18 protein-coding genes are annotated in these 26518 nt (G+C 75.1%); 8 read left to right on the top strand and 10 right to left on the bottom strand.

The features are described 5' to 3' along the window. Positions 1-52: 52 nt before the first annotated feature. Positions 53-1327: an MFS transporter gene (locus ADL05_RS27815; RefSeq protein ID WP_053619985.1), complete on the top strand. Its 1275-nt coding sequence runs from the start codon at positions 53-55 to the stop codon at positions 1325-1327. A gap of 969 nt (positions 1328-2296) precedes the next feature. Here ADL05_RS27815 and ADL05_RS27805 read toward each other — a convergent pair. Next, entirely contained in the window at positions 2297-2998 is a 702-nt protein-coding gene (locus ADL05_RS27805; RefSeq protein WP_053619984.1) for a class I SAM-dependent methyltransferase, read from the bottom strand. A 634-nt stretch (positions 2999-3632) separates the two neighbouring features. Here ADL05_RS27805 and erm point away from each other — a divergent pair. Continuing rightward, positions 3633-4427, top strand: a complete 795-nt coding sequence (gene erm / locus ADL05_RS27800) for an ErmE/ErmH/ErmO/ErmR family 23S rRNA (adenine(2058)-N(6))-methyltransferase (RefSeq protein ID WP_053619983.1) — start codon at positions 3633-3635, stop codon at positions 4425-4427. 21 nt (positions 4428-4448) lie between these two features. Here the strand turns inward: erm and treZ are convergent, their stop codons facing one another. The 3 genes from treZ to treY form a co-directional block, all read right to left on the bottom strand. After that, on the bottom strand, positions 4449-6236 hold the full coding sequence (gene treZ, locus ADL05_RS27795; protein WP_053619982.1) for a malto-oligosyltrehalose trehalohydrolase: 1788 nt from the start codon (positions 6234-6236) through the stop codon (positions 4449-4451). Positions 6237-6525: 289 nt separating this feature from the next. Then, positions 6526-7404: a putative RNA methyltransferase gene (locus ADL05_RS27790; RefSeq protein ID WP_053620084.1), complete on the bottom strand. Its 879-nt coding sequence runs from the start codon at positions 7402-7404 to the stop codon at positions 6526-6528. A 365-nt stretch (positions 7405-7769) separates the two neighbouring features. Then, complete coding sequence (gene treY / locus ADL05_RS27785; protein WP_082376958.1) at positions 7770-10196, bottom strand: malto-oligosyltrehalose synthase; 2427 nt, start codon at positions 10194-10196, stop codon at positions 7770-7772. Between the two features lie 157 nt (positions 10197-10353). Between treY and pstS the strand changes: the two genes are divergently transcribed. Further along, complete coding sequence (gene pstS, locus ADL05_RS27780; protein ID WP_053619980.1) at positions 10354-11532, top strand: phosphate ABC transporter substrate-binding protein PstS; 1179 nt, start codon at positions 10354-10356, stop codon at positions 11530-11532. A 176-nt stretch (positions 11533-11708) separates the two neighbouring features. Here pstS and ADL05_RS27775 read toward each other — a convergent pair whose 3' ends face one another. The 5 genes from ADL05_RS27775 to ADL05_RS27760 form a co-directional block, all read right to left on the bottom strand. Continuing rightward, positions 11709-13322, bottom strand: a complete 1614-nt coding sequence (locus tag ADL05_RS27775) for a glycosyltransferase (protein WP_231640932.1) — start codon at positions 13320-13322, stop codon at positions 11709-11711. 284 nt (positions 13323-13606) lie between these two features. Continuing rightward, positions 13607-13780, bottom strand: coding sequence for a hypothetical protein (locus ADL05_RS31400; RefSeq protein WP_197285957.1), 174 nt, complete (start codon positions 13778-13780; stop codon positions 13607-13609). Positions 13781-13904: 124 nt separating this feature from the next. Then, positions 13905-14900, bottom strand: coding sequence for a C40 family peptidase (locus ADL05_RS27770; RefSeq protein WP_053619979.1), 996 nt, complete (start codon positions 14898-14900; stop codon positions 13905-13907). Between the two features lie 472 nt (positions 14901-15372). Then, complete coding sequence (locus ADL05_RS27765) at positions 15373-17277, bottom strand: S9 family peptidase (protein ID WP_053619978.1); 1905 nt, start codon at positions 17275-17277, stop codon at positions 15373-15375. 177 nt (positions 17278-17454) lie between these two features. Then, positions 17455-17919, bottom strand: a complete 465-nt coding sequence (locus tag ADL05_RS27760; RefSeq protein WP_053619977.1) for an Rv3235 family protein — start codon at positions 17917-17919, stop codon at positions 17455-17457. A gap of 152 nt (positions 17920-18071) precedes the next feature. On the opposite strand from ADL05_RS27760, the gene ADL05_RS27755 reads away from it, so the two are divergent. The 5 genes from ADL05_RS27755 (at position 18072) to ADL05_RS27735 (ending at position 25333) form a co-directional block, all read left to right on the top strand. Next, the gene (locus tag ADL05_RS27755; RefSeq protein WP_053619976.1) at positions 18072-18896 is read left to right on the top strand and encodes a glycerophosphodiester phosphodiesterase; all 825 of its coding nucleotides are present in this window, start codon (positions 18072-18074) and stop codon (positions 18894-18896) included. Between the two features lie 6 nt (positions 18897-18902). Further along, positions 18903-20321: an MFS transporter gene (locus ADL05_RS27750; RefSeq protein ID WP_053619975.1), complete on the top strand. Its 1419-nt coding sequence runs from the start codon at positions 18903-18905 to the stop codon at positions 20319-20321. Positions 20322-20372: 51 nt separating this feature from the next. Further along, a complete protein-coding gene (locus ADL05_RS27745; RefSeq protein ID WP_231640935.1) occupies positions 20373-23546 on the top strand; it encodes a DEAD/DEAH box helicase in 3174 nt (1057 codons plus the stop codon). Next, positions 23543-24379 (top strand): hypothetical protein, encoded by an 837-nt coding sequence (locus ADL05_RS27740; RefSeq protein ID WP_231640931.1) that lies wholly within the window; start codon positions 23543-23545, stop codon positions 24377-24379. The genes ADL05_RS27745 and ADL05_RS27740 overlap by 4 nt, the downstream gene beginning before the upstream one ends. 117 nt (positions 24380-24496) lie before the next feature. After that, positions 24497-25333, top strand: coding sequence for an SAM-dependent methyltransferase (locus ADL05_RS27735; RefSeq protein ID WP_053619974.1), 837 nt, complete (start codon positions 24497-24499; stop codon positions 25331-25333). Between the two features lie 51 nt (positions 25334-25384). Here the strand turns inward: ADL05_RS27735 and pcaD are convergent, their stop codons facing one another. Further along, complete coding sequence (gene pcaD, locus ADL05_RS27730) at positions 25385-26518, bottom strand: 3-oxoadipate enol-lactonase (RefSeq protein ID WP_053619973.1); 1134 nt, start codon at positions 26516-26518, stop codon at positions 25385-25387.

Here is a 26518-nt window from a genome sequence, read left to right as displayed (position 1 = left end):
GGGTTGGGACAGATCGATTGAGAAAACTCAATCGATCTGTCATTGTCGATCCATGGCCACTCCCTCCTCTCCCCCGTCCGATGACAGCCCCGGCACCGGAACGACCACGCCCCTGGGCGGCCGCTTCTGGCGGCTGTGGAGCGCCTCCGCGCTGTCCAACCTGGCCGACGGCGTGCTCAGGGTCGCGCTGCCGCTGGCCGCGCTGCGGTTCACCGACTCCCCGCCCCTGGTCGCGGGCGTGACCTTCGCGCTCACCGTTCCGTGGCTGCTGTTCGCCCTGCCCGCCGGAGCCCTGGCGGACCGGGTCGACCGGCGCTCGGCGATGCTGGGCGCCAACATCGCCCGCGGCCTCGCGCTCACCGTGCTGGCGCTGGTCCTGGCCTCGGGAACGGCGTCGATCTGGACGCTGTACGCGGCGGCCCTGTGCGTGGGCGTGGCCGAGACCGTCTACGACACGGCCTCGCAGTCGATCCTGCCGCAGGTGGTGCCGCGACGCCGGCTCTCGGCCGCCAACGGCCGCCTGCACGCCGTGGAGCTGACCGCGCAGCAGTTCGTCGGCCCGCCGCTGGGCGGCCTGCTGGTGGCGCTCGGCCTGGTCGCCGCGTTCGCCGCGCCCGCCGGGCTGTGGCTGGCGGCGCTGGGCGTGCTGGTGACCGTGGGCGGCCGCTACCGCGTCGAGCGGGCCGCGCCCGCGCCGCTGCGGTCCGACATCGCCGAGGGTCTGCGGTTCCTGTGGCGGGACCGCCTGCTGCGGACGCTCGCGGCCATGGTGGGCGTGTCCAACTTCGCGACCAACGCGGCGTTCGCCGTGCTGGTGCTGTACGCGGTCGGCCCGGACTCGGCCCTGGGCCTGACCGAGCCCGGCTACGGGCTGCTGATGACCGCCGCGGCCGCGGGCAGCCTGCTCGGCGCGCTGGGCGCCGACCGGGTCGAGCGCCTCCTCGGCCGGGCGCGGTCGCTGTGGCTGACCGTCCTGACCTTCGCCCTGCTGGTGGGCGCGCCCGCGCTGAGCACGAACCCGTTCGCGGTGGCGGCCTGTTTCCTGGTGGGCGGGGTCGGGATCGCGGTGTGGAACGTGATCACGGTGTCGCTGCGCCAGCGGACCACGCCCGACGCCCTGCTGGGCCGGGTCAACAGCGCCTACCGGCTGCTGGCCTGGGGCACCATGCCGCTGGGCGCGGCCGCGGGCGGGCTCCTCGCCCAGTTCGTGGGCGTGCGGGCGGTGTTCGCGGTGATGGCGCTGCTGGTCCTGACGCTGCTCGTACCGATGGCGCGGATCGACCGCGCGGCGCTGGGCTCCGGCGAAGCGGAGCACGGGGCCGGATAGTCGCGAGGCGGGGCCGGGGTCCGCACTTCGCCGGATGGCCCGGGGGCGGGCCCGTGGTGCGCGGCAGGGGCACGGGGACACCTCCGGTCCGGTGCCGGGCCCCGTGCGAAAACCGGTGGACGGACCCGCCCGCCCGGTCCGAGCATGGGGCCATGACGGACCTGTGGCCCTCGGGGCCGGATGAGACACCGCTGACGGGCGGCAACGTGGCCGCGGAGGTCGTCCGGGCGGGCGCGACGGTGCGCAAGCCCTGGCTGGGGTCCTCCCGGTCGGTGCTGGACCTGCTGCGGTACCTGGAGCGCCGGGGCTTCGAGTGCGCCCCGGCCGGGCTCGGCCGGGACGACCGCGGTCGGCAGGTGCTGGAGTACGTGCCCGGGAGGACGGCCGACCGGTCGGCGCCGATGACCGCGGCCGAGCTGGGCCGGGTCGGCGCGATGATCCGGCGCCTGCACGACCTGACCGCCGAGTACCGCCCGCCGGACGACGCCGCGTGGGAGGCGTGGCTGCGACCGCTGCGGGAGGAGGTCGTGTGCCACAACGATCTCGCGCCCTGGAACCTGGTGAGGGACGGGGACCACTGGGTCTTCGTGGACTGGGACGGCGCCGCCCCGGGCTCGCGGATGGAGGACCTGGGCTACGCCGCGCACGGATTCGTCCCCCTGCACGTCGGCGGGGACCCGCGGGCCGACGCCCGCCGCCTGCGCGCGCTGGCCGACGGGTACGGCTGCGACGGCGCCCAGCGACGGGAGCTGCCCGACGCGATCCTGTACCGGGTGCGCGGGATGTTCCGCACCCTGGAGGAGGGGGCGCGCACCGGCGCGCCGCCGTGGGCCCGGCTGCACGCGGAGGGCCACGCCGAGCACTGGGGCCCGGCGGCCGACTACGTCGAGCGGCACCGCGACGTGTGGCTGGCGGCCCTGACCGCCTCCCGAGACGCGGGCCGCGCGGGCGGGGCCGGACGCGGGCCCGTCAGGCCGGAAGCTCCCACACCAGGGCCGCGGAGATGGGATGGCCGCGGAAGCGTTCCCACCTGGGCTTGGCCGCGATCCAGTCGTCGTCCACGGTGGCCTCCGTCAGCTCCGCCAGCCGCCACCCGGCGGCCATCGCGGCGCGCACGTGGTCGCTGAGCAGGTGCACGTGGGTGGTGATGGCCACGTCCTCCCCGGATTCGTCGGTGAAGTGCGTGGGCATGCCCGAGACCATCATGAACTGCGGGTGGTAGGCGACCAGGGCGAAGGTCGCGCCCGGAGCGGCCAGGCGCCGGGCCTCGGCGTAGAGCGGGCCGAGGTCGGGCAGGTGCTCGTCGATGAGTGAGGCGATCACCAGGTCGTAGGCGGCCTCGGACAGGCCGCTCGCGCGCACGTCGCCCTGGGTGAGGGTGTCGTGCGCGCCGCGCCGCCCGGCCAGTTCGAGCATGCCCGCGCTCAGATCGACGCCGTCCACGTGCGCCACACCCCGTCCGCGCAGCCAGGCGCCCGTGCGCCCGGTGCCGCAGCCCAGGTCGGCGGCGCGCCGGACGGCCGCCCAGTCGGGGCGGGTGAGGCCGTCGAGCAGCGCGAGGTCCATGGCGTCCAGGACGGAGTCCTCGTAGGTGCTCGACCAGCCGTCGTAGCCGGTGGCCACGTCGACGGTGCGGTAGTGGCGGGTGTCGAAGTCCGCGAAGTTCGGCATGAGCGCGAGTATGGCGTGGTCAGGCCCGTGGACGCGAGTCGTTTTCGACCACCGTCCCCCGGTGACGACCCCGATCGCCGCCCGGGCGTCGAATCCCGATGCCGCGGCCCGAACGCCGCCCCTGGGGGTCGACCCGGTCGTCCGGCCGCCACCCATGGGCGGGACACCGCACACCAGGGCCGGAGACCGAACGCCGCTCCTGGCCGCCGTGTCCGCCCGGCGACCGGAAAATCCGTTGCCCGACCGTCGCTGGCCTTCTACGGTGGGCCGCATGTGCTGCTTCTGCGCGATCGAGGGCCGGGCTCTGACCTGGTCCCTGAGCGCCCCCGAACTCGTCGTCCGGCCCCGGTCCGCCTCCCTGGACCGATAGCCGACGCCCGAGGCCTCCGTTCGGCGCGTGTGCGCGCCCGGAGGCGTCGGTTCCGCCGCCCGCACCCCACGATGCCCGACCGCGCCACTCGCGCGCTCGGGCGCGGTTGCGCGCGGCTCCTCGCTCTGTGCTCCGGTCCAGGTCCCGCCTGTCCACCTTCCTCCAGGACGGGCCGCCCGGACCTCCCTCGGCGTGCGCACAGCGCCGCCCCGATCGCGGCGCCCGTCCCTGTCGGCCACCCCCGTGGCTGGAACGGACCGCACCGTGGCACGTACCGCACGCCCGCGACGCACCTCCGCCGGAGACACCCGGCGCCGCCTGTCCCAGAACTTCCTCACCGATCCCGCCGCCGCCCGCCGTGTGGTGCGCCTGGCCGGGATCGGACCCGGCGACCTGGTGGTCGAGGTCGGCACCGGCGAGGGCGCGATCACCCGCTTCCTCGTCCCCGCCGCCGGGCGGGTGATCGCCTACGAGCTCGACCCCCGCCTCGCCGACCGCCTGGCCGCGCGCCACCGCGACCGTCCGCTGCGGGTGGTGTGCGCCGACTTCACCCGGGCTCGCCCGCCCCGCGAGCCCTTCGCCGTGGTCGGCAACATCCCCTACGCCCGCACCGCCGGCATCGTGCGGTGGTGCCTGGCGGCCCCGGGCCTGACCCGGGCCACCCTGGTGACACAGCTGGAGTACGCGCGCAAGCGCGCCGGCGCCTACGGTCGTTGGAGCCGGTTGACCGTGCTGACCTGGCCGGAGTGGTCGTGGTCGCTGGCGGGGCGGATCGGCCGCGACCGGTTCCGGCCGGTGCCCCGTGTGGACGCGGGGATCCTCGTGCTCCACCGGCGCGCACGCCCCCTCGTGGCCCCGGAGCGCCGCGCCGCCTACCGCCGCCTGGTGGAGCTGGGCTTCGGCGGGGTCGGCGGATCGTTGGGCGCGTCGCTGCGCCGGGCGCACCCCGCCCGCCGGGTGGCGTCGGCGCTGCGTGCGGCGCGGGTCGCGCCGGACGCCCCCGTGGGGGCGGTCTCCCCCGACCAGTGGCTGACCGTCTTCCACGCGCTGGACGGGTGAGCGGAACGGCGGGCCGCCCGCTCACAGCCGCAGGACGGCGAAGCACTCCCCCGGCAGGTCGACCCTGGTGCCGCGGACCCGCGGGCGCCCGTTGGCGAACACGAGTTCGCGGGGCGGGGCGTCGAGTTCGATCTCGGCGTCGACCGGGTCCAGGTTGCAGACCACCCGCAGCCCGCCGCGGACCAGGACGAGCCGGCGGCCGTCCCCGCTCACCACGACCTCGAACCGGTCCAGGCGCGGGTCGGCCAGTTCGGGTTCGTCGCGGCGCAGGGCGATGAGGGAGCGGTAGGTCTCCAGGAGCAGGGCGTGGTGCTTGTGGTCGCGCTCGTCCCAGTCCAGGACGGCGGAGTCGCGGGTGGCGGGGTCCATCGGGTCGGGGATGTCCTCCTCGGCCCACCCCAGGGCGGCGAACTCGCGGCGGCGGCCCCGTCGCACCCCCTCCACCAGGTCGGCGTCAGTGAAGGAGGCGAAGAACGGCCAGGGGGTCGTGGCCCCCCACTCCTCCCCCATGAACAGCATCGGGGTGAAGGGCGAGCACAGGACCAGCGCCGCCCCGCACGCCAGCAGGGTGGGCGAGAGGTGCTCGCCCATGCGGTCGCCGCGCGCGCGGTTGCCGATCTGGTCGTGGTTGCTCAGGTAGCCGAGGAAGCGGTGGCCCGGGACGCGCGCCGTGTCCACGGGCGCGCCGTGGGTGCGGCGGCGGAAGGCGGAGTAGGTGCCCGCGTGCCAGAACGCGCGGGTCAGCGTGGTGGGCAGCGCCTCGGGGTCGGCGAAGTCGGCGTAGTAGCCGTGGGTCTCGCCGGTGAGCGCCACGTGCAGGGCGTGGTGGAGGTCGTCGGACCACTGCGCGGCCATGCCCAGGCCGCCCGCCTCGCGGGGCAGGACGGTGCGGGGGTCGTTGCGGTCGGACTCGGCGATCAGCGTCAGCGGTCGGCCCAGAGCGGTGGAGAGCGCGTCGACCTCGTCGGAGAGCGCGGCGAGCAGCGGTGTGGCCCGGTCGTCGCGCAGCGCGTGGACGGCGTCCAGGCGCAGGCCGTCCAGGTGGAAGTGCCGCAGCCAGTCCAGCGCGCCGTCCAGGACGTGGCGGCGCACGGGGTCGGAGTCGGGGCCGTCGAGGTTGAGCGAGGGCCCCCAGGCGTTCTCTCCGGAGAAGTAGGGGCCGAAGCGGGGCAGGTAGGCGCCGGAGGGTCCCAGGTGGTTGTACACGGCGTCGAGCAGGACGGCCAGGCCGCGCGCGTGGGCGGCGTCGACGAAGGCCTTGAGGGCGTCGGGGCCGCCGTAGGGCTCGTGCACGGCCGACCACAGCACGCCGTCGTAGCCCCAGCCGTGGGTGCCCTCGAAGGCGTTGAGCGGCAGGAGCTCGACGTGGGTGACGCCGAGGCCGACCAGGTGGTCCAGCCGTTCGGCGGCGGCCCACAGGGTTCCTTCGGAGGTGAAGGTGCCCACGTGCAGCTCGTAGACCACGCCGCCGGGCAGTGCGCGGCCGGTCCAGGCGGTGTCGGTCCAGGTGTGCGCGGCGTGGTCGTAGACGCGGCTGGCCGCGTGGACGCCCTGCGGCTGCCAGAGCGAGCGGGGGTCGGGCAGCGGCTTGGGGTCCTCGTCCAGGAGGTAGGCGTAGTCGGTCCCGGGTCCGGCGGTGTCGACGGTGGCGCGCCACCAGCCGTCGTCGCCGCGCCGCATGGGGTGGTCGGCGCCGTCCGCGCGCAGGGTGACGCGGGCGGTGTGGGGCGCCCAGACGGCGAAGTCGCCGTCCACCCCCCGTCCGGGCGTCGCGGCGGCCGTGGTGGAAAGGGTCTCCTGTTCGCTCACGGAGGGTGATCTACCCCGGCACGGAGGCCTTCACGCCGGGCCGCCGCGACCCGCGACCACACCCGCCGCGCGGTCAGCGGAGGCCCTGGCCCCGGTCGGAGGTCACCGCGAGCGTGACGGCCGCGGAGACGACCGTCATCGCGGCCCCGGCACGAGACCGCGGTCCGCGCGCGGCGGTGCCGCCCGGGCAGCGGTGGCGAAGCCGTGTGGCCGCGGGCTGCGTTGCACGCGGGGCGAGGGAGCCGGAAGGTGGACACGGGAACCCAGGGGGTGAGGGCGCCCGCGCGGGTCAGCGGGGCCGGTAGGTGTGCAGGCGGACCGAGGCGGTGACCGTGACGGGCTCGGGCAGCGCGGCGATCCGCTGGCGCAGGTCCGCGGGGGTGATGTGGCGGGCGCTGGGGCCCATCCCGACGACGGTGGCCGCGTCGTCGTGGGTGAGTTCCATGGCGAAGCGCAGCGGCCGGGCCCCCTCCGGGGTGACGTCGCCGTGCAGGGACTCGGCGAGGCGCTCGTCCTTGCGCGGGTCCACCTCCAACAGGCCCAGGGGCGTCCGGAGTTCGGCGAGGTGGTCGGTGTCGGGGGTGACGACGACCAGGAGGCCGTCCGGGCGCAGGACGCGCCCGAACTCGGCGGCGTTGCGGGGCGCGAACACGTTGAGCAGGGCGTCGACAGATCCGGTGCGCAGCGGCAGCGGCCGCCAGGTGTCGGCGGTGACGGCTCCGCCGCGCTCGTGGGCGCGGGCGGCCTTGCGGACGGCGAACTTGGACACGTCGAGGGTGAGCCCGACGGCGTCGGGCCGGGCGTCGAGCACCTGGGTGAGGTAGTGGCCGGTGCCTCCGCCGACGTCGGCGACCAGGGGCGCCGGGCCCGCCCCCGCGAGGGCCTCGGCCAGCGCACGGCCGAGGGGGTCGTAGTGGCCCGCGTCCTGGAAGCGCACGCGGTCGGCGACCATCTCCCTGCTGTCGCCGGTCCCCGGCGGCGTGGCGCCGGTGAGCAGTCCCGCGTAGCCCTCCCGGGCGATGTCGAAGGCGTGCCCCCGGTCGCAGGCCAGCCCGCGCGCCCCGCGGTCGAGCCCGTCGCCGCAGACCGGGCAGGCCAGGACCGCCGCGACACGGTCGGGCATGCGCAGTCGGGGGCCGGTGTGGTGTGTGGTGTTCTCTCGCGCCATGATCGCGCCCAGCGTAGCCGGGTCGGTGCGGATCCGGGTCACTCCCGGACCAGCACGCGCTCCCTCCGGGACCAGGACGGCTCACCCCGGCGACCGGCGCGGGTCCCGGTCACTCCGGACCGACACGACCCGACCCCCCGACCAGCGCGACACTCCCCACCAGCACGGCGCTCACTCCCCGACCGACCCGACCCCGGCCAGCACAGCACTCCCACGGGTCACTCCGCTACCAACACGACCCACCGCCCGACCAACGCGGGTCACTCCCGGACCAGCACGGCGCTCGCTCCCGACCGACCCCGGCCAGCGCAGCGCTCACACGGGTCACTTCGACCCAGCACGACCCACCGCCCGACCAACGCGGGTCACTCCCGGACCAGCACGGCCACCGGGTAGCGGTCGAGCAGGTCGGCGAGGTCGACCTGGGTGAGGCCGTCGGCGGTGGCCGGTGCCAGGGCGCGCCCGGTCAGCCGGTCGGTCCAGGCACCCGGGCCCGAGGGCAGGGCGAGTGACGTCTCCCCCCACCCGCCGCCCTCGGACAGCGCGATCGGCAGCCGGGTGGCGACTACCGCCACGTCGGGCCGGGCGGCGCCCCGCGAGGTGCGCGCGAAGGCCAGCGCGTGGCGGGCGGCCGTTCCGGTGGCACCGAGCGGCAGGTAGCCCTCCGGATCGAGGTCGCGGCGCACGCCCAGACAGGTGCGCACGAGGTGGAGCTTGGCGGCGCCGGTGGCGTCCACGGGCGGGCGCCATCCCGCCTCGATCCGTTCGAGCAGCGTGGTGCGGGCCGCCCAGTCGACGGGGCGGCGGTTGTCGGGGTCCACCAGGGACAGGTCCCACAGTTCGGTCCCCTGGTAGACGTCGGGGACGCCGGGGCCCAGCAGCTGGACGGCCTTCTGCCCCAGGGAGTTGCTCCACCCGGGCCGCAGCAACGACTCGGCCATCGCGGCCACCTCGGCGCGCAGGTCGGTGTCGGCCAGCACCTGGCCGGGCCAGTCCCGCACGCGCTCCTCGAAGCCGGTGTCGGGCTCGGTCCAGGAGGTGCCCAGACGCGCCTCCCGGGCCGCCTTGAGCAGGTACTCGGCGAGCCGGTCGGGGCCGATGGGCCAGGCGCCGACGAGGGTCTGCCACCCGAGCAGGTTGAGCGCGGGTTCGGGCAGGGGGCGGCGCTCGGTCCAGCGGCGGACGGCGTCGGCGAAGTCCTCGGCGACCTCGGACAGGGCGGCCAGCCGGGCCCGCACGTCCTCCGAGCGCTTGGTGTCGTGGGTGGACAGCGTGGTCATGGTGCGCGGGCGGGCCGCGGCGCGCCGGGCCGCGGCCGTGTGCAGGTCGGCGGGGTCCACGGCGAAGCGGCCGGGGTCGCCGCCGACCTCGTTGAGGGCGACGAAGCGGGTGGCGCGGTAGAACGCGGTGTTCTCCGTGCCCATGGCCACGACCATGCCGCTGGTCTGCTGGACGCGCCGCGCGGCCTCGCCCCGGGGGTCGGCGCGCACGCGGCGGTCGATGACCTCCAGGTCGAAGGCGAGGTCGGGCCTGCGGTCGATGGCGCGCCGCACGGCCCGCGTCCAGGCCTCGTCCTGTTCGGGCAGGTAGGAGCGGTAGACGTCGAAGGCGCACAGCAGTTCGGCGACGGCGTCCTCGCGCTGGCGGTCGGCCATGGCCGAGGGCCGCGGAGTGGTGGCGGGCGGCTGTGCGGGAAGCAGGGCGGCGATGCGGCGGACCTCGGCGCGCAGCAGTTCGGCCGCGGCCTGGTGGCGGGCGCGGTCGTCGGCGGCCCCGGTGTCGGTCTCGACCCCCTGCTCGCGGGCCAGCGCGGTCAGGGCGGGTTCGCCGCCGGGGTCGGTGAACGCCCCGCAGACCTCGCGCAGGGCGTCGTAGCCGGTGGTGCCCGCGACGGGCCAGGACGGGGGAAGGTCCTCCTCGGGGGCGAGGATCTTCTCCACCACGATCCACCCGGGGAAGCGCTCGGCGAGGCGGCGCAGGTAGCCGCCGGGGTCGGTGAGTCCGTCGACGTGGTCCACGCGCAGGCCGTCGAGCTGGCCGAGCCCGGCCCAGCGCAGGATCTCGGCGTGGGTGGCGTCGAACACACCCGGTTCCTCCACGCGGACGGCCGCCAGCTCGTTGACGTCGAAGAAGCGGCGGTAGGTCAGCTCGGAGTCCCCGCGCCGCCAGGACACCAGCCGGTAGTGCTGGCGCTCGTGCGCCCGCTGGGCGGGCGCGCCGGGCTCGTGGGTGCCGGGCGCGAGCGGGTAGCGCTTGTCGTGGTAGACCAGGCAGCCGTCGGTGACGGTGAGGTCGTCCAGCGCGGCCCGGCCGCCGTCGCCGTCGTCGGCCAGGACGGGCACCAGGATCGGCCCCCGGTCGAAGTCGATGTCGAAGCAGCGCGCGAAGACCGAGGCCCGGCCGTGTTCGAGGACGTCCCACCACCACGGGTTGGCGGCGGGCTGGGCCACCGACACGTGGTTGGGCACGATGTCGGCGACCACACCGAGTCCGAGCCCGTGCGCCTTGTCGGCCAGGGCCGCGCGGGCGGTGTCGCCGCCCAGGACGGGCGCGACCCGGGTGGGGTCGACCACGTCGTAGCCGTGCGAGGACCCGGGCGCCGCGGCGAGCACCGGGGAGAGGTAGACGGCCCCCACACCGAGCCGGTGCAGGTAGTCGAGCTGGTCAGTGGCGTCGGACAGGGTGAACCCGGGGCCCAGCTGGAGGCGGTAGGTTGACGTCGGAGCGGTGTCCGCGGACGTGTCGTCGGTGCTCTTCACGGAGGATCCGTGCCCGTCCCGCCCGCGTGTCATGCATGCCACCGCGGGGTCGGCCGATCCGGGGCGCGCGGGACCCGTGTCGGGGCCGCCGCACGCCAATGGTTAAATTCTCGGCGGTGTTCCATCACCTGCGGCGACGCGTCCCCGAGGGGCCGCGCGCGGTGAACACACTGGAGGACCACCGACACCGATGAAGGGGACAGATCCAGTCGTGCCGTCCAAGAAGCGTTCGCGCACCCAGACCCGAGCCCAGCGCACGCTCGGCGCCCACCGGGGTGCGGCCTCGGCCGCGCTGGCCGGCCTGCTGCTGGCGACCACCGCCTGCGGCAGCGACGACGCCGTGCCCGGTGCGCAGGAGCTGCCGGTACCCGACGACCTGGAGTGCTTCTCCGGCAGCCTGTCCGGCGCGGGGTCGAGTGCCCAGGAGAACGCGATGACCACCTGGATCGCGGGCTACCAGTCGGCGTGCGAGGACTCGCGCGTGTACTACGACTCGATCGGTTCGGGCGGCGGCCGCAGCCAGTTCATCGACGGCGCGGTCGACTTCGCCGGGACCGACGCGGCCTTCACCCCTGAGGAGAACTCCGACGCGACGGAGCGGTGCAACGGGTCGAACGTCCTCAACCTGCCCGCCTACGTCGTGGCGATCGCCGTGGTGTTCAACCTGGAGGGCATCGACTCGCTGAATTTGCGGCCGGACACGATCGCGAAGATCTTCGACCAGGAGATCACCCGCTGGGACGACCCGGAGATCGCCGAGACCAACCCGGACGCGGACCTGCCCGACATGCCGATCACCCCGGTCAACCGCGCCGACGACTCCGGGACCACGGAGAACTTCACGCGCTACCTGGCCGAGGCCGCGCCGGACGCCTGGCCGTACGAGCCGGGCGGAACGTGGCCGATCACACCGCGCGAGTCCGCGCAGGGCAACAGCGGCATCGCCGACACGGTCGGCCGGGCCGAGGGGGCGATCGGCTACGTGGAGATGTCCCACGTGCACGACATGTCCACGGTCGCGGTGGGTGTCGGCGGGGAGTTCGTGGAGATCTCCCCGGAGGCCGCGGCGCAGGTGGTCGCCGGCTCCCCCCGCCATGAGGACAACGCGAGCGAGTACGACCTGGCGCTGGCCCTGGACTACGGCACGACCGAGCCCGGCAGCTACCCGCTGGTGCTGGTGAGCTACGAGGCCGTGTGCAAGGAGTACGACGACGCCCGGATCACCGAGCGCGTCCAGGCCTTCATGCGGTACGTGGTCAGCCCCGAGGGCCAGGAGCTGGTCTCGGGGGAGACGGGTTCCACGCCGGTGAACGACACGCTGCGCGAGCAGCTGCTGGAGTCCATCGACTCCCTCGGCACGGCGGACTGACCCGCGTCGGGCAGGACGGCCGGGCCGGATCGCGGGCACCGGTGAGGTGAGGAGTGCGCCTCACCCGCGCGTTGCCGAGTGGTCGCACGGGTCGAGGCTCCCCGCGACACGGGGAGGCCCACTCCCTGGGCCCGGCGCCAGCCGGCGTGGGTCGGCGGACTCGTGGGCGCCCGGCGTCACGCCCGGGTGGGCCCGCGCCCCCGGCGGCGGGTGCGGTGCCACGCGGCGGCGAGCCAGTCGCGGAGGCGGCCCGGCCGCCCGTCGGCGGTCGCGCCCGCCCCGGACGCCGACCGCTCCGACCGCACCGGACGCCCCTGCCCGCTCGCCCGTCCGCCGCGCGCCTCCGTCGCTCCGGGCACCCCGGCCGCGCGCGGCGCCGCCGGACCGGTGTGCCGGGGCAGGGCGATCGCGGGCCCGCGCGCGGGCCCGTCCGGATCTGTGCGCGGGGGCGGCGGGACGGACCGGTACAGCGACAGGTCGGCCAGGGTCTCCTCCCCCGCGTGGATGCGGTAGCGCCCGTGCAGGGCGGCGACCACGTCGGCGATGTCCTCCCCGTCCTCGCGGACCCGCAGCGCCCGCGCCAGGGCCCTGGTACGCCACAGGCGCACTCCGGCGTCGTGCGAGGGCGAGGCCGCGGGGAAGAGTTCGGTGAGTCCGGTCCGGTGGCGCTCGGCGCTGGCCAGGAGCCGGGACAGGGCCACCTGGCCCAGCCCCCAGGCGACGGGCACCTGGAGCAGGAAGGGCGAGGGGAAGCCGGTGAGCGGGGCGGCCCCGGCGAAGGTGATCCGCGGCTCGCGCAGGTAGTTGGCCTGGACCAGGCGCAGATCCAGGTGCGGGCCGCCGGCCGCCGCGGGGCCGTACCCGGCGCCCTCCCAGTCGGCGACCAGGGTGAGCACCAGGTCGGTCTCGGCGCTGTCGAGCAGGCGGTCGACGCAGCCGCGGACGAGGTCGTAGGAGGCGCCCCGCACGTCCACCACGGCGTGCACGAGCGGGACGCGGCGCCGGTGCGCGGGGACCCGCTCGCGGTAGGCGTGCGGGTGGGGCATGAGTTCGGCCAGGACCTCGGTGCGGAAGCGCTCGGAGGGCAGGCGGGTGCGCGCGGTGGTGGCACGGCCGACGTGCCAGGCGGTCGCGGCGGGTTCGGGCAGCAGGACGGCGCCGGCCTGCCACAGGCGGTAGCCGAACTCGGTGTCCTGGCCCAGGTCCAGGTCGGGGTCCACGCCCCCGGCCGCCTCGTACAGGCTGCGGCGCAGCGCGGCGGCGGCGCCCATGTAGGCGTGGAAGCCCAGGTGGTCGGCGTCGCGCAGGTCCTCGCTGGTCGCGAGCAGGTGGGTGATCCACTCGTGGTGGCGTCCGGTGTCGAGCGCGTCGTGGAGCCGTCCGGCCCGGGCCAGGGACAGGACCTCGGCCGGATGGGACGGGCCGGTGTCGGCGAAGCGGACCCGGCCGAGGGTGACGCACTCGGCGTGGGTGTGCTGCCAGCGGGCCTGCGCCTCGACGAAGCCGGGGGCGGCGATCATGTCGGCGTCCATCCAGAGCAGGATGTCGCCGGTGCTGGCGTGGGCGCCGTAGGAGCGTCCGAACCCGGCGCCCCAGCCGCCGTCCGGGGCGGCCAGGATCCGGCAGTGCTCGGGGCGCAGGGCGGGCAGGCGCAGGGGCGGTGAGGAGTGGTCGTCCACGACCACGACCTCGATCAGGTCACCGGGGTAGGTCTGGGCGGCCAGGGAGGCCAGCGCGAGGTCGAGGCGGCGCTGGCCGCCGCGGGCCGGAATGACCACGCTGACCCGCATCTCCGGTGTCCAGTGCCCGGTCGCGGGCGGTGTCAGCGCACCCCAGTCGTTACGGAAGACGCGGGTCGGGACACGTTCGACCCGGCCTCGATGGGAGACACCATCGCACCCTACGTACTTATTCAGTGACACAGAGTCACTATAGCCCTGTTTGGCGGCCCCATGTGGCGCTGATCACCCCGGTGTCCCGTGTCGGCACGGACTCGGCGCGCAGAGGGGCACGCACACGAGGGACGCGCCGCGCTCCCCCTGGAGCACGACGCGTCCCTCCCGGCGACGGCGGGTCAGCGCCTGGCCCCGGCGTCGGACCTGAGCATCTTCACGCCCAGCCAGACCACACCGACGACGGCCGCGATCATGACGATCCACACCAGCAGTCCGATCACGATGGACAGGAGCCAGAACAGGACCAGCACCGCCGCGACGCCCATGGCGATCTTGATCAGGAGTCGTCCCATGCGCCGAAGGATACGCGGCGGGGGCGGCGCGGACCACCCCGGCGCCGGCCCCGTCCCGCGCTCCGCGAGCCCGCGGCCTGCGCCGACGGGGCCCGCACCGACGGGCCCGCACCGACCGCGCGGATCAGCCCACGCGCACCGCACCGGTGAAGACGCTGTCCCAGTAGGAGGCCAGGTCGACCTCCTCCAGCGGCTTGGCCGGGTTGGAGCCGTGGATCATCATCCCGTTGCCGGAGTAGATCCCCACGTGGCTGGGCGCCGACTCGCTGTAGAAGAACAGCAGGTCGCCCGGCTGCAGGTCGTCGCGTGAGACCGGCGTACCCGCGTTGACCTGGTCGTAGGTGGTACGCGGCAGGCTGACGCCGGCCTGGGCCCAGGCGGCCTGCACCAGGCCGGAGCAGTCGTAGGAGTCCGGGCCGGTGCCGCCCCACACGTAGGGCTTGCCGATCTGGGCGCGGGCGAAGTCCAGGACGGTCTGGACGTCCCCCGAGGCCGCGGCGGCCTCCGCGGTCTCCCCGGCTCCGCCGGTGGAGGCGGCGGGCTCCGGGGCGAGTTCGGCGACGAGCTCCTCCTGTTCCTCCAGCGCGGTCTCGCCCTCCTCCTGGGCCGACTCCGCGGTCTCCAGCGCCTCGGCGGCGGCGGCCTCGGCCTCCTCCGCCTGTTCCTTGAGCCCCTCGAAGCGCTCGACCGCCCCGACGTAGTCCTCCAGGACGACCTCCTGCCCCACGGACAGGAAGTCCAGGTCGGCGATGTTCTGCAGGGCGTCGTCGGGCGAGACGCCGAAGAGCACGCCGAAGGTGCTGTAGCTGGCGCCGACGTAGGCGGACTGGGCGATGGTGGCGGCCTGCCCGGACACGGCGTCCAGCTCCTCCTCGGCCGTCTCCAACTGGGCCTCGACCTCCTCGACCTCGGTCTCGGCCGCCGCGTGGTCCTCCTGGGCCTGGTTGTAGGCCTCGTTGAGTTCGGACAGCTCCTGCTGGAGCTCCTCGTAGCGCTCCTGGGCCTCCTCCTGGGTGGGCTCGGCCACGGCCAGGCCCGAGGACAGGACGATGGCGCCCAGGGTGGCGGTGCCGACCGTGGCGCCACGGCGCAGGGCACGCGAACGGGGTGTGCGAGTCACTGGACCGACTGCCTTCCTCCCACTCCCGTCTACCGGCGCAGGGCATCCCGAAGGCACACCTGTGGCAGGTGCGTGGGGATGTGTGGGAAGGGGGCCGGCGGCGGCGTGTGGACCACGGGGGGCGGGCCGGCTGTCTGCGACGGCCTCTGCTCCTGGGACAAGGACGGATGAGCAGAGTGCGACGGAGACCGGACGCCGTCACCCAGGTGGTGACAGATCGGGGCGTTCCGGTCTGGGGGAACACTAATTCATCCCCGACCCGAACGCGACCTTTTCGTTACCTTGCCTTGGGCAACCCCCTGACCTGCGCGTACCGTGCGGCCAGTCGGCATCGCCCGCCCCGCCGGAGAATCGGTCACGTCTTCTCCCCGATGGCGGCACGTCAAAACAAGGTCATGTCCGCTGTTTCTGTGACATGAACCACAGAACCGGGAGGTGCGGGCCGGGATCGCTCGGACCCCGGCCCGGCGGCTCACAGGTGGCGGCCCCACCACTCCAGAACGGCCTCGAACCTGGCCACCCGGTGGCTGGGCAGACCCGAGCGCGACATCTCGTGCCCCTCCCCCGGGAACAGCAGCATCTCCGTGTCCTGCCCGCGCGTGCGCAACGCCACGAACAGCCGCTGCGCCTGCTCCACCGGGCACCGCCAGTCCTGTTCGGAGTGGATGATCAGGAACGGCAGGTCGATCCGGTCGGCGTAGGTCAGCGGGCTCTCCCTGGCCCACGCCTCCGGCGGACCGTAGAGCGGGCCGGGGAAGAACGCGCCGATGTCGGAGGAGCCGTGGAAGCTGTCCAGGGCGTTGACGGCGCGCTCACTGATGGCCGCACGGAACCGCTCACCGTGGTGGGCGGCGATCCACGTCGTCATGAAACCGCCGTGCGAGCCGCCCATGACGCCCACGCGCGCGGCGTCGAGCCGCTCGTCCTTGAGCGCCTCGTCCAGGAAGGCCAGGACGTCGGTCGCGGTGGTCGCGCCCACCGAGCCGATGATCGCCCGGCCGTGCTCGTGCCCGTAGCCCGCCGAACCGCGCGGGTTGCACATCACGACCGCGTACCCGGCGGCGGCGTAGACCTGGGTCTCGTCGAAGAGCTGGTGTCCGTACTGCGCGAAGGGTCCGCCGTGGATCATCAGCACCACGGGATGCGGGCCCTCGCCCTCCGGGTGGGTCACCCATCCGTGCACGGGATGGCCGTCGGCGGTGTGCGCGGTCAGCTCCGTCATCGACAGCGGGTCGATCTCGCCGAAGCCGGTGAGCCGGTGCTCGCCGTCCGCGGTGATCCGGACCAGTTCACCACTGCTGCGCCCGTCGGCCACGACCGCGACGGTGACACCGCCGCCGGCCCCGTCCACGTGGTCGAAGGACTGCGTCTCCGCCTCTCCGGCGCACAGCTGTCGCACGCCGCCCCCGAAGGGCACCAGGACCAGGTCGACGGCGCCCCGGTTCTGGGCCAGGGTGAGCAGGCCCTCGCCGGTCACCAGCAGACCCGGCTGCAGCCGGGGGCCCTCGCCAGGGGTCAACCGCGTGGGCGCGGCCGAGGCGTCGGCCGGGACGGACCACGCGCCCGTGGTCTGCCCGACGAAGTCGGTCAGGTCCGGGCCGAGTTCGTCGGCGAGGAAGTACACCGTGGCCCCGTCCGGGGAGAAGCGGGCCGTGTGCACGTCCAGGTCCCCGGAGCTCACCCGGCGCGGTTCGGCGCCCGCCTCCGGTGCGCACGCCCAGGCGTCCACCACCAGGTCGGTGTCGCGGGTGGCGTGCCGCGCGGCGCAGAACACCAGTTCGGCGCCGTCGGGGCGCCACCGCGGAGCGGAGTGGTCGGTGTCGCCCTCGGTGACCCGGACGGGCTCGCCCACGGCTCCGGAGGGGTCGATCGATGCGGTGACGAACACGTGCGCGCGCCGGTCGTTGGTGAAGCCGAGGTCGTCGAGGCGGTACTTGAGCCGGGTGATGCGGCGCGGGGGCTCCTTGCCCGGATCCGTGCCGGCGTAGCGCCCGGGCTCGGGCACACGGGCGGTGTAGGCGATCCGCGTGGAGTCGGGGCTCCAGGCGATCTCGCCCGCGCCCAGGGGGTGGTCGGTCACCTTCCACGGCTCGCCGCCGTCGGCGGGCAGGACGTGGATCTGGGGGCGCCTGTCGTCGTCGGCGCGCAGGAAGGCGATCCAGCGGCCGTCGGGCGAGTAGGCGGGGGCGCTGTCCCGGTCCCCCCGGGTGAGGCGGGCGGGCGGCGCGGAGCCGTCGGTGGGGACCGTCCACAGCGCGCTGGTGTAGGTGTCCGCCTCCAGGTCGGGGCGGGTGAGGGCGAAGACGGCGCGATGGCCGCCGGGGGCCAGGGCGGGTGAGCCGAGACTGTGCAGGCGGGCGATGTCAACGGGTCTCATGCATCGTCGGCGGCCCGGGTCGGATGGAACCGGGCCGCCTCCTCCTTCTGTGGGCCGTGGTGCCCCCGGCCGGTGGGCCGGGGTCGGTGTCCGGTGGACCCTATCCGCGCAGATGAGGGGAAATCCAGAGGTTTCCCCCCACCACGGGGACGGCCCCGGGCCGCGGGCCGGGAGGGCTCACCGCGCGCGCCGGGAGGTGTCGGTCTCCAGGCTCGTGCACACCCACCGGTCGTCCTCGCGGCGCGCCCGGAAGGCGAAGACGCGGGTGCGGTGGTCGCACATGATCACGGCGTTGGCCTCCACCGTGCGGCCGGGCAGGGCCTGGTGGAACACCCGGGTGAGCCGGGGCGCCAGCGCGCACGGCACCGACCCGCGCAGGCGGCGCAGCTCCTCGCGCACGGGCACGGCCAGCTGGTCGCGCAGGGCCTCGGGTGTGCGTCGGCCCACCAGCACCTCCGCCACGCGCTGCGCCAGCAGGTGCACCTCTCCGGGGGTGCGGTGGCCGCGCAGCGGTGCGCCGCAGCGGGCCGTGGCCGGGCGTCCCGCCGGGGTGCGGGCGGGCGTGGCGGCGGGGCGGTGGGCGAGGGAGTCGCGGTGGCAGAGGGGCCGGGGGCAGGGGTGACGGCGCCGGGAGTGCGACATGAACAGGTTCCTTCCGTGGGGAGGACATCCGCCTTCACCCCTGCAAGGAGTCGCCCGCGCGCCCGTGTGCCACCTGGAATTCCAGCTTTTCGCGTGAGCGTCCGGCCAGGGGAGCCCCGTCGGCCGCGACGCGCGACCGGCATACTGGCCTCGTGACACACGCCTACCTCTCCTCATCCCCTCCCCTGGCGCTCGCCCACCGCGGCGGGTGGTTCACCGACGAGCGGGGAGTACGCCGGACCGAGCTGGAGAACACCGCGGTCGCCTTCCAGCACGCCGTGGACCTGGGCTACACGTACCTGGAGACGGACGTGCACGCCACCAGCGACGGCGTCCTGATGGCCTTCCACGACCACACCCTGGACCGCGCCACCGACATGAGCGGCGCCATCGGCGCCCTGCCCTACCACCGGGTCGCGCAGGCCCGCGTGGCCGGGAGCGAGCCCGTCCCCGTCCTGGAGGACCTGCTCAACACCTGGCCCGAGGCCCGGTTCAACATCGACCTGAAGTCGGACGCGGCGGTGGAGCCCCTGCTCGACGTCCTGCGCCGCACCGAGGCCTGGGACCGGGTGTGCGTGGGCTCCTTCGACCAGCGGCGGCTCGACCGCGCCCGCCGCCTGTTCGACCGCCCGGTCGCCACCTCCTGCGGCCCCCGCGACGTGGTGCGCCTGCGCGTGACGTCGCTGTGCCGACCGCTGTGGCCGCTGGCCGGCCGGGTCCCGGCCTGCGCGCAGATCCCCCTGCGCCACGGGAGCTTCCCCGTCCTGAGCCGCGACCTCATCCGCACCGCGCACCGGCGGGGCCTGCAGGTCCATGTGTGGACCGTCAACGAACCCGCGGTGATGGAGCGCCTGATCGACGCGGGCGTGGACGGCATCGTCACCGACAACACGCTCGCGCTCAGGGAGATCCTGGTCCGCCGCGGCCTGTGGCCGGGCTCCGTCCCCGGCGCCGACAGCACCCTCCAGAACGGATAGCCCCCCATGGCCGACGCCCCTCCCGCCGTACCGAGCGCGGACAACTCACCCTCCCCCGACCCGCGGCAGCGCAGACGCGAGCAGCGCGGCTGGTACCTGTACGACTGGGCCAACTCCGTGTTCATCACCTCCGTGGTGACGGTGCTCATCGGCCCCTACATGAGCACCCTGGCGTGCGCCTCGGCGGGAGCCGCCGACGCGGCGGCGTGCCAGGACCCGTCCCTGGCCCTGGCCCCGCTGGGCGTGGACTGGTTCACCCTGCACCCCAACGCGCTCTACCCGGCGCTGACCACCCTGGCGATCCTGCTCCAGATCGTGCTGCTGCCGTCGGTCGGCGCCATGGTCGACCGCTCGCGCCACAAGAGGCGCTGGCTGTTCTTCCTGGCCCTGGGCGGTTCGGCGTGCACCGCCGCCCTGTACGCGGCCACCGACGGCTACCACGCGGCGTCCGTCCTCTTCGTGCTGGCCAACGTCCTGTACGGGCTCTCGATCGTGGTCTACAACGCGTTCCTGCCCGAGATCGCCACGGCGGACGAGCGCGACCGGGTCTCGGTCACCGGGTGGGGCATCGGCTACCTCGGCGGGGCCCTGCTGCTCGCCGTCCACCTGGGCCTGGTGCTCTCCGCGGACTCGCTGGGCATCGACACCGGCCACGCCGTGCGGATCGCGTTCGTGTCGGTGGGCCTGTGGTGGGCGGGCTTCACCGTGCTGTCGATCCGGCCGCTGCGCGACCGCTACGGCGTCCTGGCCGCCGGGAGGGAGAAGGGGGCGCGACGGGTCGTCGGCGGGTCCCTGCGCCAGTTCTGGCACACCCTGCGCGACATGCGCCGCTACCCCAACACCATCCTGTTCCTGCTCGCGTTCATCCTCTTCAACGACGGCGTGCAGGCGGCCATCCGCTACGCGGCGCCGTTCGCGACCCAGGACCTGGGCCTGGAGGAGGACGCGCTGATCATGACCATCCTGGTCATCCAGTTCGTCGCCTTCGCCGGGGCCTTCCTGGCCGGGCGGGTGGCGAGAGTCGTGGGCAGCAAGGCCACGGTCCTGGGCAGCCTGGCGGTGTGGTGCCTGCTGGTCGCCCTGGCCTACTTCCTGCCCGCGGGCAACGTCACGCTGTTCGTGGCGATGGGCGTGGGCATCGGCCTGGTCCTGGGCGGCACCCAGTCGCTGGCCCGGTCACTGTTCTCGCAGCTGATCCCGCCGGGCCGCGAGGCGGAGTACTTCAGCCTGTACCAGATCTCCGACCGGGGGTCGACGTTCCTGGGGTCGCTCGCCGTCACGATCGCGGTGAGCCTCACCGGCGGCTACCGGTTCGCGATCCTCTCGCTCATCGTGTTCTTCGTCATCGGCGGCGCCCTGCTGTGGCGGACCCGGATGCGCGAGGGCATCATCGCGGCCGGGAACGAGGTGCCCGAACGGCTGTGACGGCGTCCCGGCCTGTCGTCGGCCGCGGCCATACTGGGGCCGGTGGAAGCGATGACGGGAGGCCGCGTGCGGGTCGTGCACGGCGCGTGGGTCAGGGACACGCTGGTGCTGTGGGGCGAGACGGACGGCGCATCGGCCGCGGAACCCGGGGCCTTCATGGCGCCCGGGCCCGCCGGGGCACCCGGGTCCGCTGGATCCGTCGAAGCGCCTGGGGCGTCCGGGTCGATCGGGACCCTCGATGTGCCCGGGACATCTGAGTCCGCCGGGGCGGCGGCGCGTCCGGGGGGCGCCGCGCCGCACCCCCGCGCGGCCGGGGCCGCCGCCCTGCGCGCCCTGCTCGCGTCGGCGGGGGCGGGCCCGGTGGCGGAACGCGCCCGGGCGTCCGAGCTGGTCCTGGACCTGCCCGGCGACGGGACCGCACCCCTTCCGTCCTGGGCCGGCCACGGGCCCGGGGACGCCGTCCGGTCCCCCTGGCGGGTCCCGGGGCTGTCCCTGGGCGCCGCCGACGCCGACCTCGTCCTGCCCGCCCTCGGCCGCGCCACCGCTCCGGCCCCCGGGCCGTCGCTGCGCCACCTGTCGGCGGTGCACGACTTCGCCGAACGGCTCGTGACCGCCGGGGCCGTGCTGCCCGACCTCGTGGGCGACCCGACCCGGGCACGCTGGCGGCCCGCACCGGTGGACACAGCCGAGGAGCACCTGGCCGCGCTCACCGCCGCCCTGCCGCCGAGCGCGCACGCCCACCTGACCGGGCACGACTCCCCCGCGCCCGCCCGGGCGTGCGTCCTGGCGCCCCTCGAACTGCTCACCGACGCCGCCGCCCGGCGCCTGGCACCCGCGCCGTCCCGGCCCGCCCCCGACCGCACGGGCGAGGCCGCCCCCGCCGCGCGGCTGGCGGCGGCGCTGACGGGCGGGCGCACCGAGGTGGACGCCGCCACCGCCCAGGAGCTGCGCGGGCCGCTGCGCCAGTGGCGTGAGCGCGTGCGCGGCGCGGGCCGGGCACGGCTGCTGTTCCTGCTGCGTGAACCCGACCGGGACGGCCCCTGGCAGGTGGAGTTCTGGGTGCGTTCGGACAGCGACCCCGGCCTGCGCCTGCCGCTGGAACAGGTGTGGCTGGGCGAGGGCGCGGCGTGGCTGCCCGGCGACGTCGGCACCACCGCGCTGGCGGACCTGCGCCGGGCCGCCCGGCACTATCCCGCCCTGCACCGCGCCCTGTCCGACCTCGCCCCCGCGCGGCTGCCGCTGAACACCGCCGGCGCCGAGGAGTTCGTGGGCCGGGCGGCGGCGCGGTTGGGCGCCGCCGGGTTCGCGGTCGTGCTGCCCGAGTGGAGCGGTCGGGGTCCGCTCGCCCTGCGCATGGCGGTCGAGGACGAGCCGCGCAAGCGGCGGCGCGGCGGGGTCGGCCCCAACGACCTGGTCGACGTCTCCTTCGAGGCTCTGCTGCGCGGCGCGGACTCCGACGTGCCGCTGGAGGAGTCCGAGCTGGCGGAGCTGGCCGAGCTGGCCCGGCTCAAGCGCTCGCTGGTGCGGGTGCGGGGCCGGTGGATGGAGATGGACCCCGAGCGGGTCGGCGCCGCCCTGGACCTGCTCCGCGGGCGCGGCTCCATGCGCCGGGACCAGGCGCTGCGGATGGCGGTCGGGGCCGATCCCGCGGTTCCGCTGCCCGTGGCCGACGTGGTGGCCGACGGCCCGCTGGGCGCGCTGCTGGACGGCGGGGCCAAGGCCGAGCCGCGGCCGATGGGCACTCCCCCGGGCTTCACCGGGACGCTGCGCCCCTACCAGGACCGGGGCGCGGCCTGGCTGCGCTTCCTGGGCGAGCTGGGACTGGGCGCGGTCCTGGCCGACGACATGGGCCTGGGCAAGACCGTCCAGCTGTTGGCGCTGCTCACCGACGAGCGGGCCGCGGGCCCCGCTCCGGACCCCACGCTGCTGGTGTGCCCGGTCTCCCTGGTGGGCAACTGGCGGCGCGAGGCCGCCCGGTTCGCCCCGGGACTGCGGGTGCACGTCCAGCACGGGCCGGACCGGCCGGGCGGGAACGCCCTGGCGCGGCTGGTGGGCGCCTGCGACCTGGTGGTGACCACCTACGGTGTCGTGGCGCGCGACGAGGAGTTGGCGGCGCTGCCCTGGCACCGGGTGGTGTGCGACGAGGCCCAGGCGCTGAAGAACCACGCCACCCGGCAGGCCCGCGCGGTGCGGTCCCTGCCCGCCGCCACCCGGATCGCGCTGACCGGGACGCCGGTGGAGAACAACCTGGGCGAGCTGTGGTCGGTGATGGAGTTCGCCAACCCGGGGCTGCTGGGCTCGGCCCAGGACTTCCAGCGCGCGGTCGCCGATCCGGCCGAGGCGGCGGCCCGCGGCGACGATGACGGCACAGGCACGGGCACGGGGGGCAGCGCGGCGACCGACCTGGTGCGCCGCCTGACCGGGCCGTTCGTGCTGCGACGGCTCAAGACCGACCGCTCCATCATCGCCGACCTGCCGGAGAAGCAGGAGATGCGCACCTGGTGCACGCTCACCCCGGAACAGGCCTCCCTGTACAAGGCGGTCGTGGACGAGATGGCCCAGCGCATGTCCGAGGCCGACGAGAGGGAACGCAAGGGCCTCGTGCTGGCGACGATGTCGCGCCTCAAACAGATCTGCAACCACCCGGCGCAGTTCCTGGGCGACGGTTCGGCGCTGTTGGGCCGCTCGGGCAAGCTCGACCGGCTGGAGTCGATCCTGGGCGAGGCGGTGGCCGAGGGCGACAAGGCGCTGTGCTTCACGCAGTACGCGCGGTTCGGTGAGCGCCTGGCGCCCTACCTGGCGGCGCGGACCGGCGTTCCGGTGCTCTGGCTGCACGGCGGGACGCCGCGGGCCGAGCGCGAGCGGATGACCGAGCACTTCCAGAGCGCCCCGGGGCCGATGGTGTTCCTGCTCTCGCTCAAGGCGGCGGGCACCGGGCTGAACCTGACCGCGGCCAACCACGTCGTGCACGTGGACCGGTGGTGGAATCCGGCGGTGGAGAACCAGGCCACCGACCGGGCGTTCCGGATCGGCCAGCGGCGCGACGTGCAGGTGCGCAAGATGGTGTGCGTGGGCACCGTGGAGGAGCGGGTGGACGAGATGATCGAACGCAAGAGCGCGCTGGCCGACGGCGCGGTGGCCACCGGGGAGCAGTGGCTGGCGGGGCTGTCGGTGGCGGACCTGCGCGAGGTCGTGCGCCTGGCGCCGGAGGCGGTGGCCGGATGAGCGGGACGTGGTCGGCGCTGTTGGTGCGGGCCCTGGGCGCGGGACCGTCCGCGCCGGTGGACGGGCCGCCGCCGGGCAACGGGCCCCCGGTGGACGAGCCTTCGGCGGGCGGACCGCCGACGGTCGGGCGCACGGCGGGCGGGTCCGCGGCGGGCGGGTCCCCGGTACTCGGGGCGTCGGCGGTCGAACGGCTCGCGGTGCGCGAGGGCGAGGTGGCCGCACGGGTGCGCGGCGGCTTCGAGGTGAGCCTCATCCGGCCGGTCTTCACCGAGGACGAGTGGGAGCGCGCCTGCGCGGCGCTGGCCTCGCAGCCGGTGTTCCGGGCCCGGCTGCTGGCGGGTGAGCTGCCGCCCGCGGTGGCGCGGGTGTTCTCCGTCCTGGGCCTGGACCTGGTGCCGCGCGGGTGGGCCGACCTGGTGGCCACCTGCTCGTGCGACGACTGGCGGGGGCGCTGCGCCCACCTGGCCGCGGCCGTGGCCGCGCTCGGGCGCGAGGCCGACCGCGACCCCTTCGCGCTGGCCGCCTGGTGCGGACGCGCGCGCCGGGAGGTCATCGCGCGGGTCCGGGCGCTCTCCCGAGGACCGGAAGCCGTCGAACCGGACTCCGCCCCGACGGGCACCGCCCCAACGGACTCCGCCCCGGCCGGGAACGGAGGCCCGGAGGACGAGGCGGGAACCCGCGCTCCCGGCACCGGCGCGGCGGCCGGATTCTGGTCCGCTCCCCCGCTGCCCCCGCCCTTCTCCGCGCCCTCCGGCGTCGGCGCGCGCGTGCGGACCGCGGCGCCGGGAGCGCTCGCCGACGAGATCCCCGCATTCACGTCCGCCCGCACCTGAGAATGGCCGTCGAAATACTGCCCCCGGAGTTCCCGAAAAGCCCATGGGAACGGCGCGACACGGTTACGATTCGGCTGGAGATCATCTCCGCCCGACCGACCGGATTGGTGCCCCTCGATGGCTGACCGCTTCCCCCCCAACATCGACATGGAAACCCCCAGCATCGCACGCATGTACGATTTCCTGCTCGGCGGAAAGGACAACTTCGAGGCGGATCGCAAAGCGTGCGAGGCCCTCGCGAACGGTATTCCCGAACTCGTCACCTTCGCCAATGACAACCGCGCCTATCTCGCGCGTGCGGTGGAATACGTCGCCGCCCAGGGCGTCGACCAGTTCCTCGACCTGGGCGCCGGCCTGCCCACCGCCGACAACACCCACCACGCGGCCCAGCGGCACAACCCCGAGGCCAGGGTCGTCTACGTCGACCACGACCCCATCGTGCTCTCGCACGGCCGGGCGCTGATCGACGACAGCGTCCGGACCGCCTTCCTGCTGGCCGACATCCGTGACACCGACGGGATCCTCGGCGCTCCCGAGACCACCCGGCTCCTCGACCTCGACCGGCCGCTGTGCGTGATGCTGGTGTCGCTCCTGCACTGCCTGCCCGATGACAGCGACCCGTTCGGCATGGTGCGGCGGCTGATGGGCCGGCTGGCGCCGGGCTCGTGCATCATCTTCTCGCACATCGTCTCCGACGATCCGGCCGCCGCGGTCTGGATGACGGACAAGATCCTGTCCTTCGGCACCCCGTGGGGCCGGGTGCGCAGCCCCGAGGAGGCCTCCGTGGTCTTCGAGGGCCTGGAGCTGGCCAGCCCGTGGCTCGACGGGCGCGACCAGGGTCCCTTCGCCGTGGACTGCGCCACCTGGCGCATGCCGGACGCCGAGCCCCGGTTCCGGCCCGCGTCGGCCGAGAGCAAGCTGTGGGAGCTGGCGGGCGTCGCCTTCCGGAACTGATCCGCCGCTCCGGGGCCGGTCCGGGCGTTCCCGGTCCGGCCCCGGCGGTGGTCAGTCCTGCTCGGCGAAGACCTCCTGGGCGACGGCGAACGCCTTGTTGGCGGCCGGGACCCCGCAGTAGATCGCGGCCTGCAGGAACACCTCGCCGACCTCGTCCCTGGTCAGACCATTGCGCAGGGCCGCGCGCACGTGCATCGCCAACTCGGCCCAGTGGCCGTGGGCGACCAGCGCGGTCAGCACCATGCAGCTGCGCGTGCGGCGGTCCAGCCCCGGCCGGGTCCAGATCTCACCCCAGGCGTAGCGGGTGATGAGGTCCTGGAACGGCTCGGTGAAGGGCGTCTTGCGCGCCTCGGCCCGGTCCACGTGCGCGTCCCCCAGGACGGCGCGGCGTACCCGCATGCCCGCCGAGGCGCGGTCGCCGGCGGTGAAGTGCGCGGTGAGCAGGGTGTTGACCCTGGCGCTCTGCTCCCAGGACAGCAGGTGGGCCGCCCCCTCCAGCACCTCCAGGCGCGCGCCCGGGACGCGCTCGGCGATCAGCGCGCCGTGCTCCGACGCCGGGGTGGCGGGGTCCTCGGCGCCGGAGACGACCAGCGTGGGCGCCTGGATCCGGTCCAGGTCCTCGCGCACGTCCCAGTGCTCGATGGCGCCGCAGCAGCCCGCGTAGCCCTCGGCGGCGGTCGCGGCGATCCCGTCGCGCAGTGCGGCGACCTCGGCGGCGTGCCGCTTGGCGAAGTCGGGGGTGAACCAGCGTTCGACCACGGAGTCGGCCACGGCCCCGGTGCCCTCGCGGCGGACCAGCTCGGCGCGGTCCCGCCAGTTCCGGGGCGGGCCCATGTGCGGGGAGGTGGCCAGCAGGGCGAGGCGGTCCACGCGCTCGGGCTCGTGCAGGGCGAGCCACTGGCCGACCATGCCGCCGATGGACAGTCCAGCGAAGTGGGCGCGCTCGATCCCCAGCCGGTCGAGCAGCCGCACGACGTCCCCGCCCAGGTCGGCCATGGAGTAGGGGCCCTCGGGCACGGGCGATCCGCCGTGGCCGCGGTGGTCGATCCGGATCACGCGGAAGACCGCCGAGAGGGCTCGTACCTGGGGCTCCCACATGTCCAGGGTGGCGCCCAGCGATCCCGCCAGGACCAGGGGCGGGGCGTCGGCGGGTCCGCTGTCGGTGTAGTGCAGGTCTACGCTCAT

This window comes from Nocardiopsis sp. NRRL B-16309 (genome assembly GCF_001279585.1).
Classification (GTDB): domain Bacteria; phylum Actinomycetota; class Actinomycetes; order Streptosporangiales; family Streptosporangiaceae; genus Nocardiopsis.
This window is presented reverse-complemented; position numbering and strand designations above follow the sequence as displayed.

Bases quoted from the DNA above. Each gene is read 5' to 3' on its own strand.
- treY (WP_082376958.1), bottom strand. From the start codon at position 10,196: ATGACACGCGGGCGGGACGGGCACGGATCCTCCGTGAAGAGCACCGAC.
- ADL05_RS27750 (WP_053619975.1), top strand. From the start codon at position 18,903: ATGGCCGACGCCCCTCCCGCCGTACCGAGCGCGGACAACTCACCCTCC.
- pstS (WP_053619980.1), top strand. From the start codon at position 10,354: ATGAAGGGGACAGATCCAGTCGTGCCGTCCAAGAAGCGTTCGCGCACC.
- ADL05_RS31400 (WP_197285957.1), bottom strand. From the start codon at position 13,780: ATGGGACGACTCCTGATCAAGATCGCCATGGGCGTCGCGGCGGTGCTG.
- ADL05_RS27740 (WP_231640931.1), top strand. From the start codon at position 23,543: ATGAGCGGGACGTGGTCGGCGCTGTTGGTGCGGGCCCTGGGCGCGGGA.
- pcaD (WP_053619973.1), bottom strand. From the start codon at position 26,518: ATGAGCGTAGACCTGCACTACACCGACAGCGGACCCGCCGACGCCCCG.
- ADL05_RS27790 (WP_053620084.1), bottom strand. From the start codon at position 7,404: ATGGCGCGAGAGAACACCACACACCACACCGGCCCCCGACTGCGCATG.
- ADL05_RS27765 (WP_053619978.1), bottom strand. From the start codon at position 17,277: ATGAGACCCGTTGACATCGCCCGCCTGCACAGTCTCGGCTCACCCGCC.
- ADL05_RS27775 (WP_231640932.1), bottom strand. From the start codon at position 13,322: ATGCGGGTCAGCGTGGTCATTCCGGCCCGCGGCGGCCAGCGCCGCCTC.
- ADL05_RS27745 (WP_231640935.1), top strand. From the start codon at position 20,373: ATGACGGGAGGCCGCGTGCGGGTCGTGCACGGCGCGTGGGTCAGGGAC.
- ADL05_RS27760 (WP_053619977.1), bottom strand. From the start codon at position 17,919: ATGTCGCACTCCCGGCGCCGTCACCCCTGCCCCCGGCCCCTCTGCCAC.
- ADL05_RS27805 (WP_053619984.1), bottom strand. From the start codon at position 2,998: ATGCCGAACTTCGCGGACTTCGACACCCGCCACTACCGCACCGTCGAC.
- ADL05_RS27815 (WP_053619985.1), top strand. From the start codon at position 53: ATGGCCACTCCCTCCTCTCCCCCGTCCGATGACAGCCCCGGCACCGGA.
- ADL05_RS27735 (WP_053619974.1), top strand. From the start codon at position 24,497: ATGGCTGACCGCTTCCCCCCCAACATCGACATGGAAACCCCCAGCATC.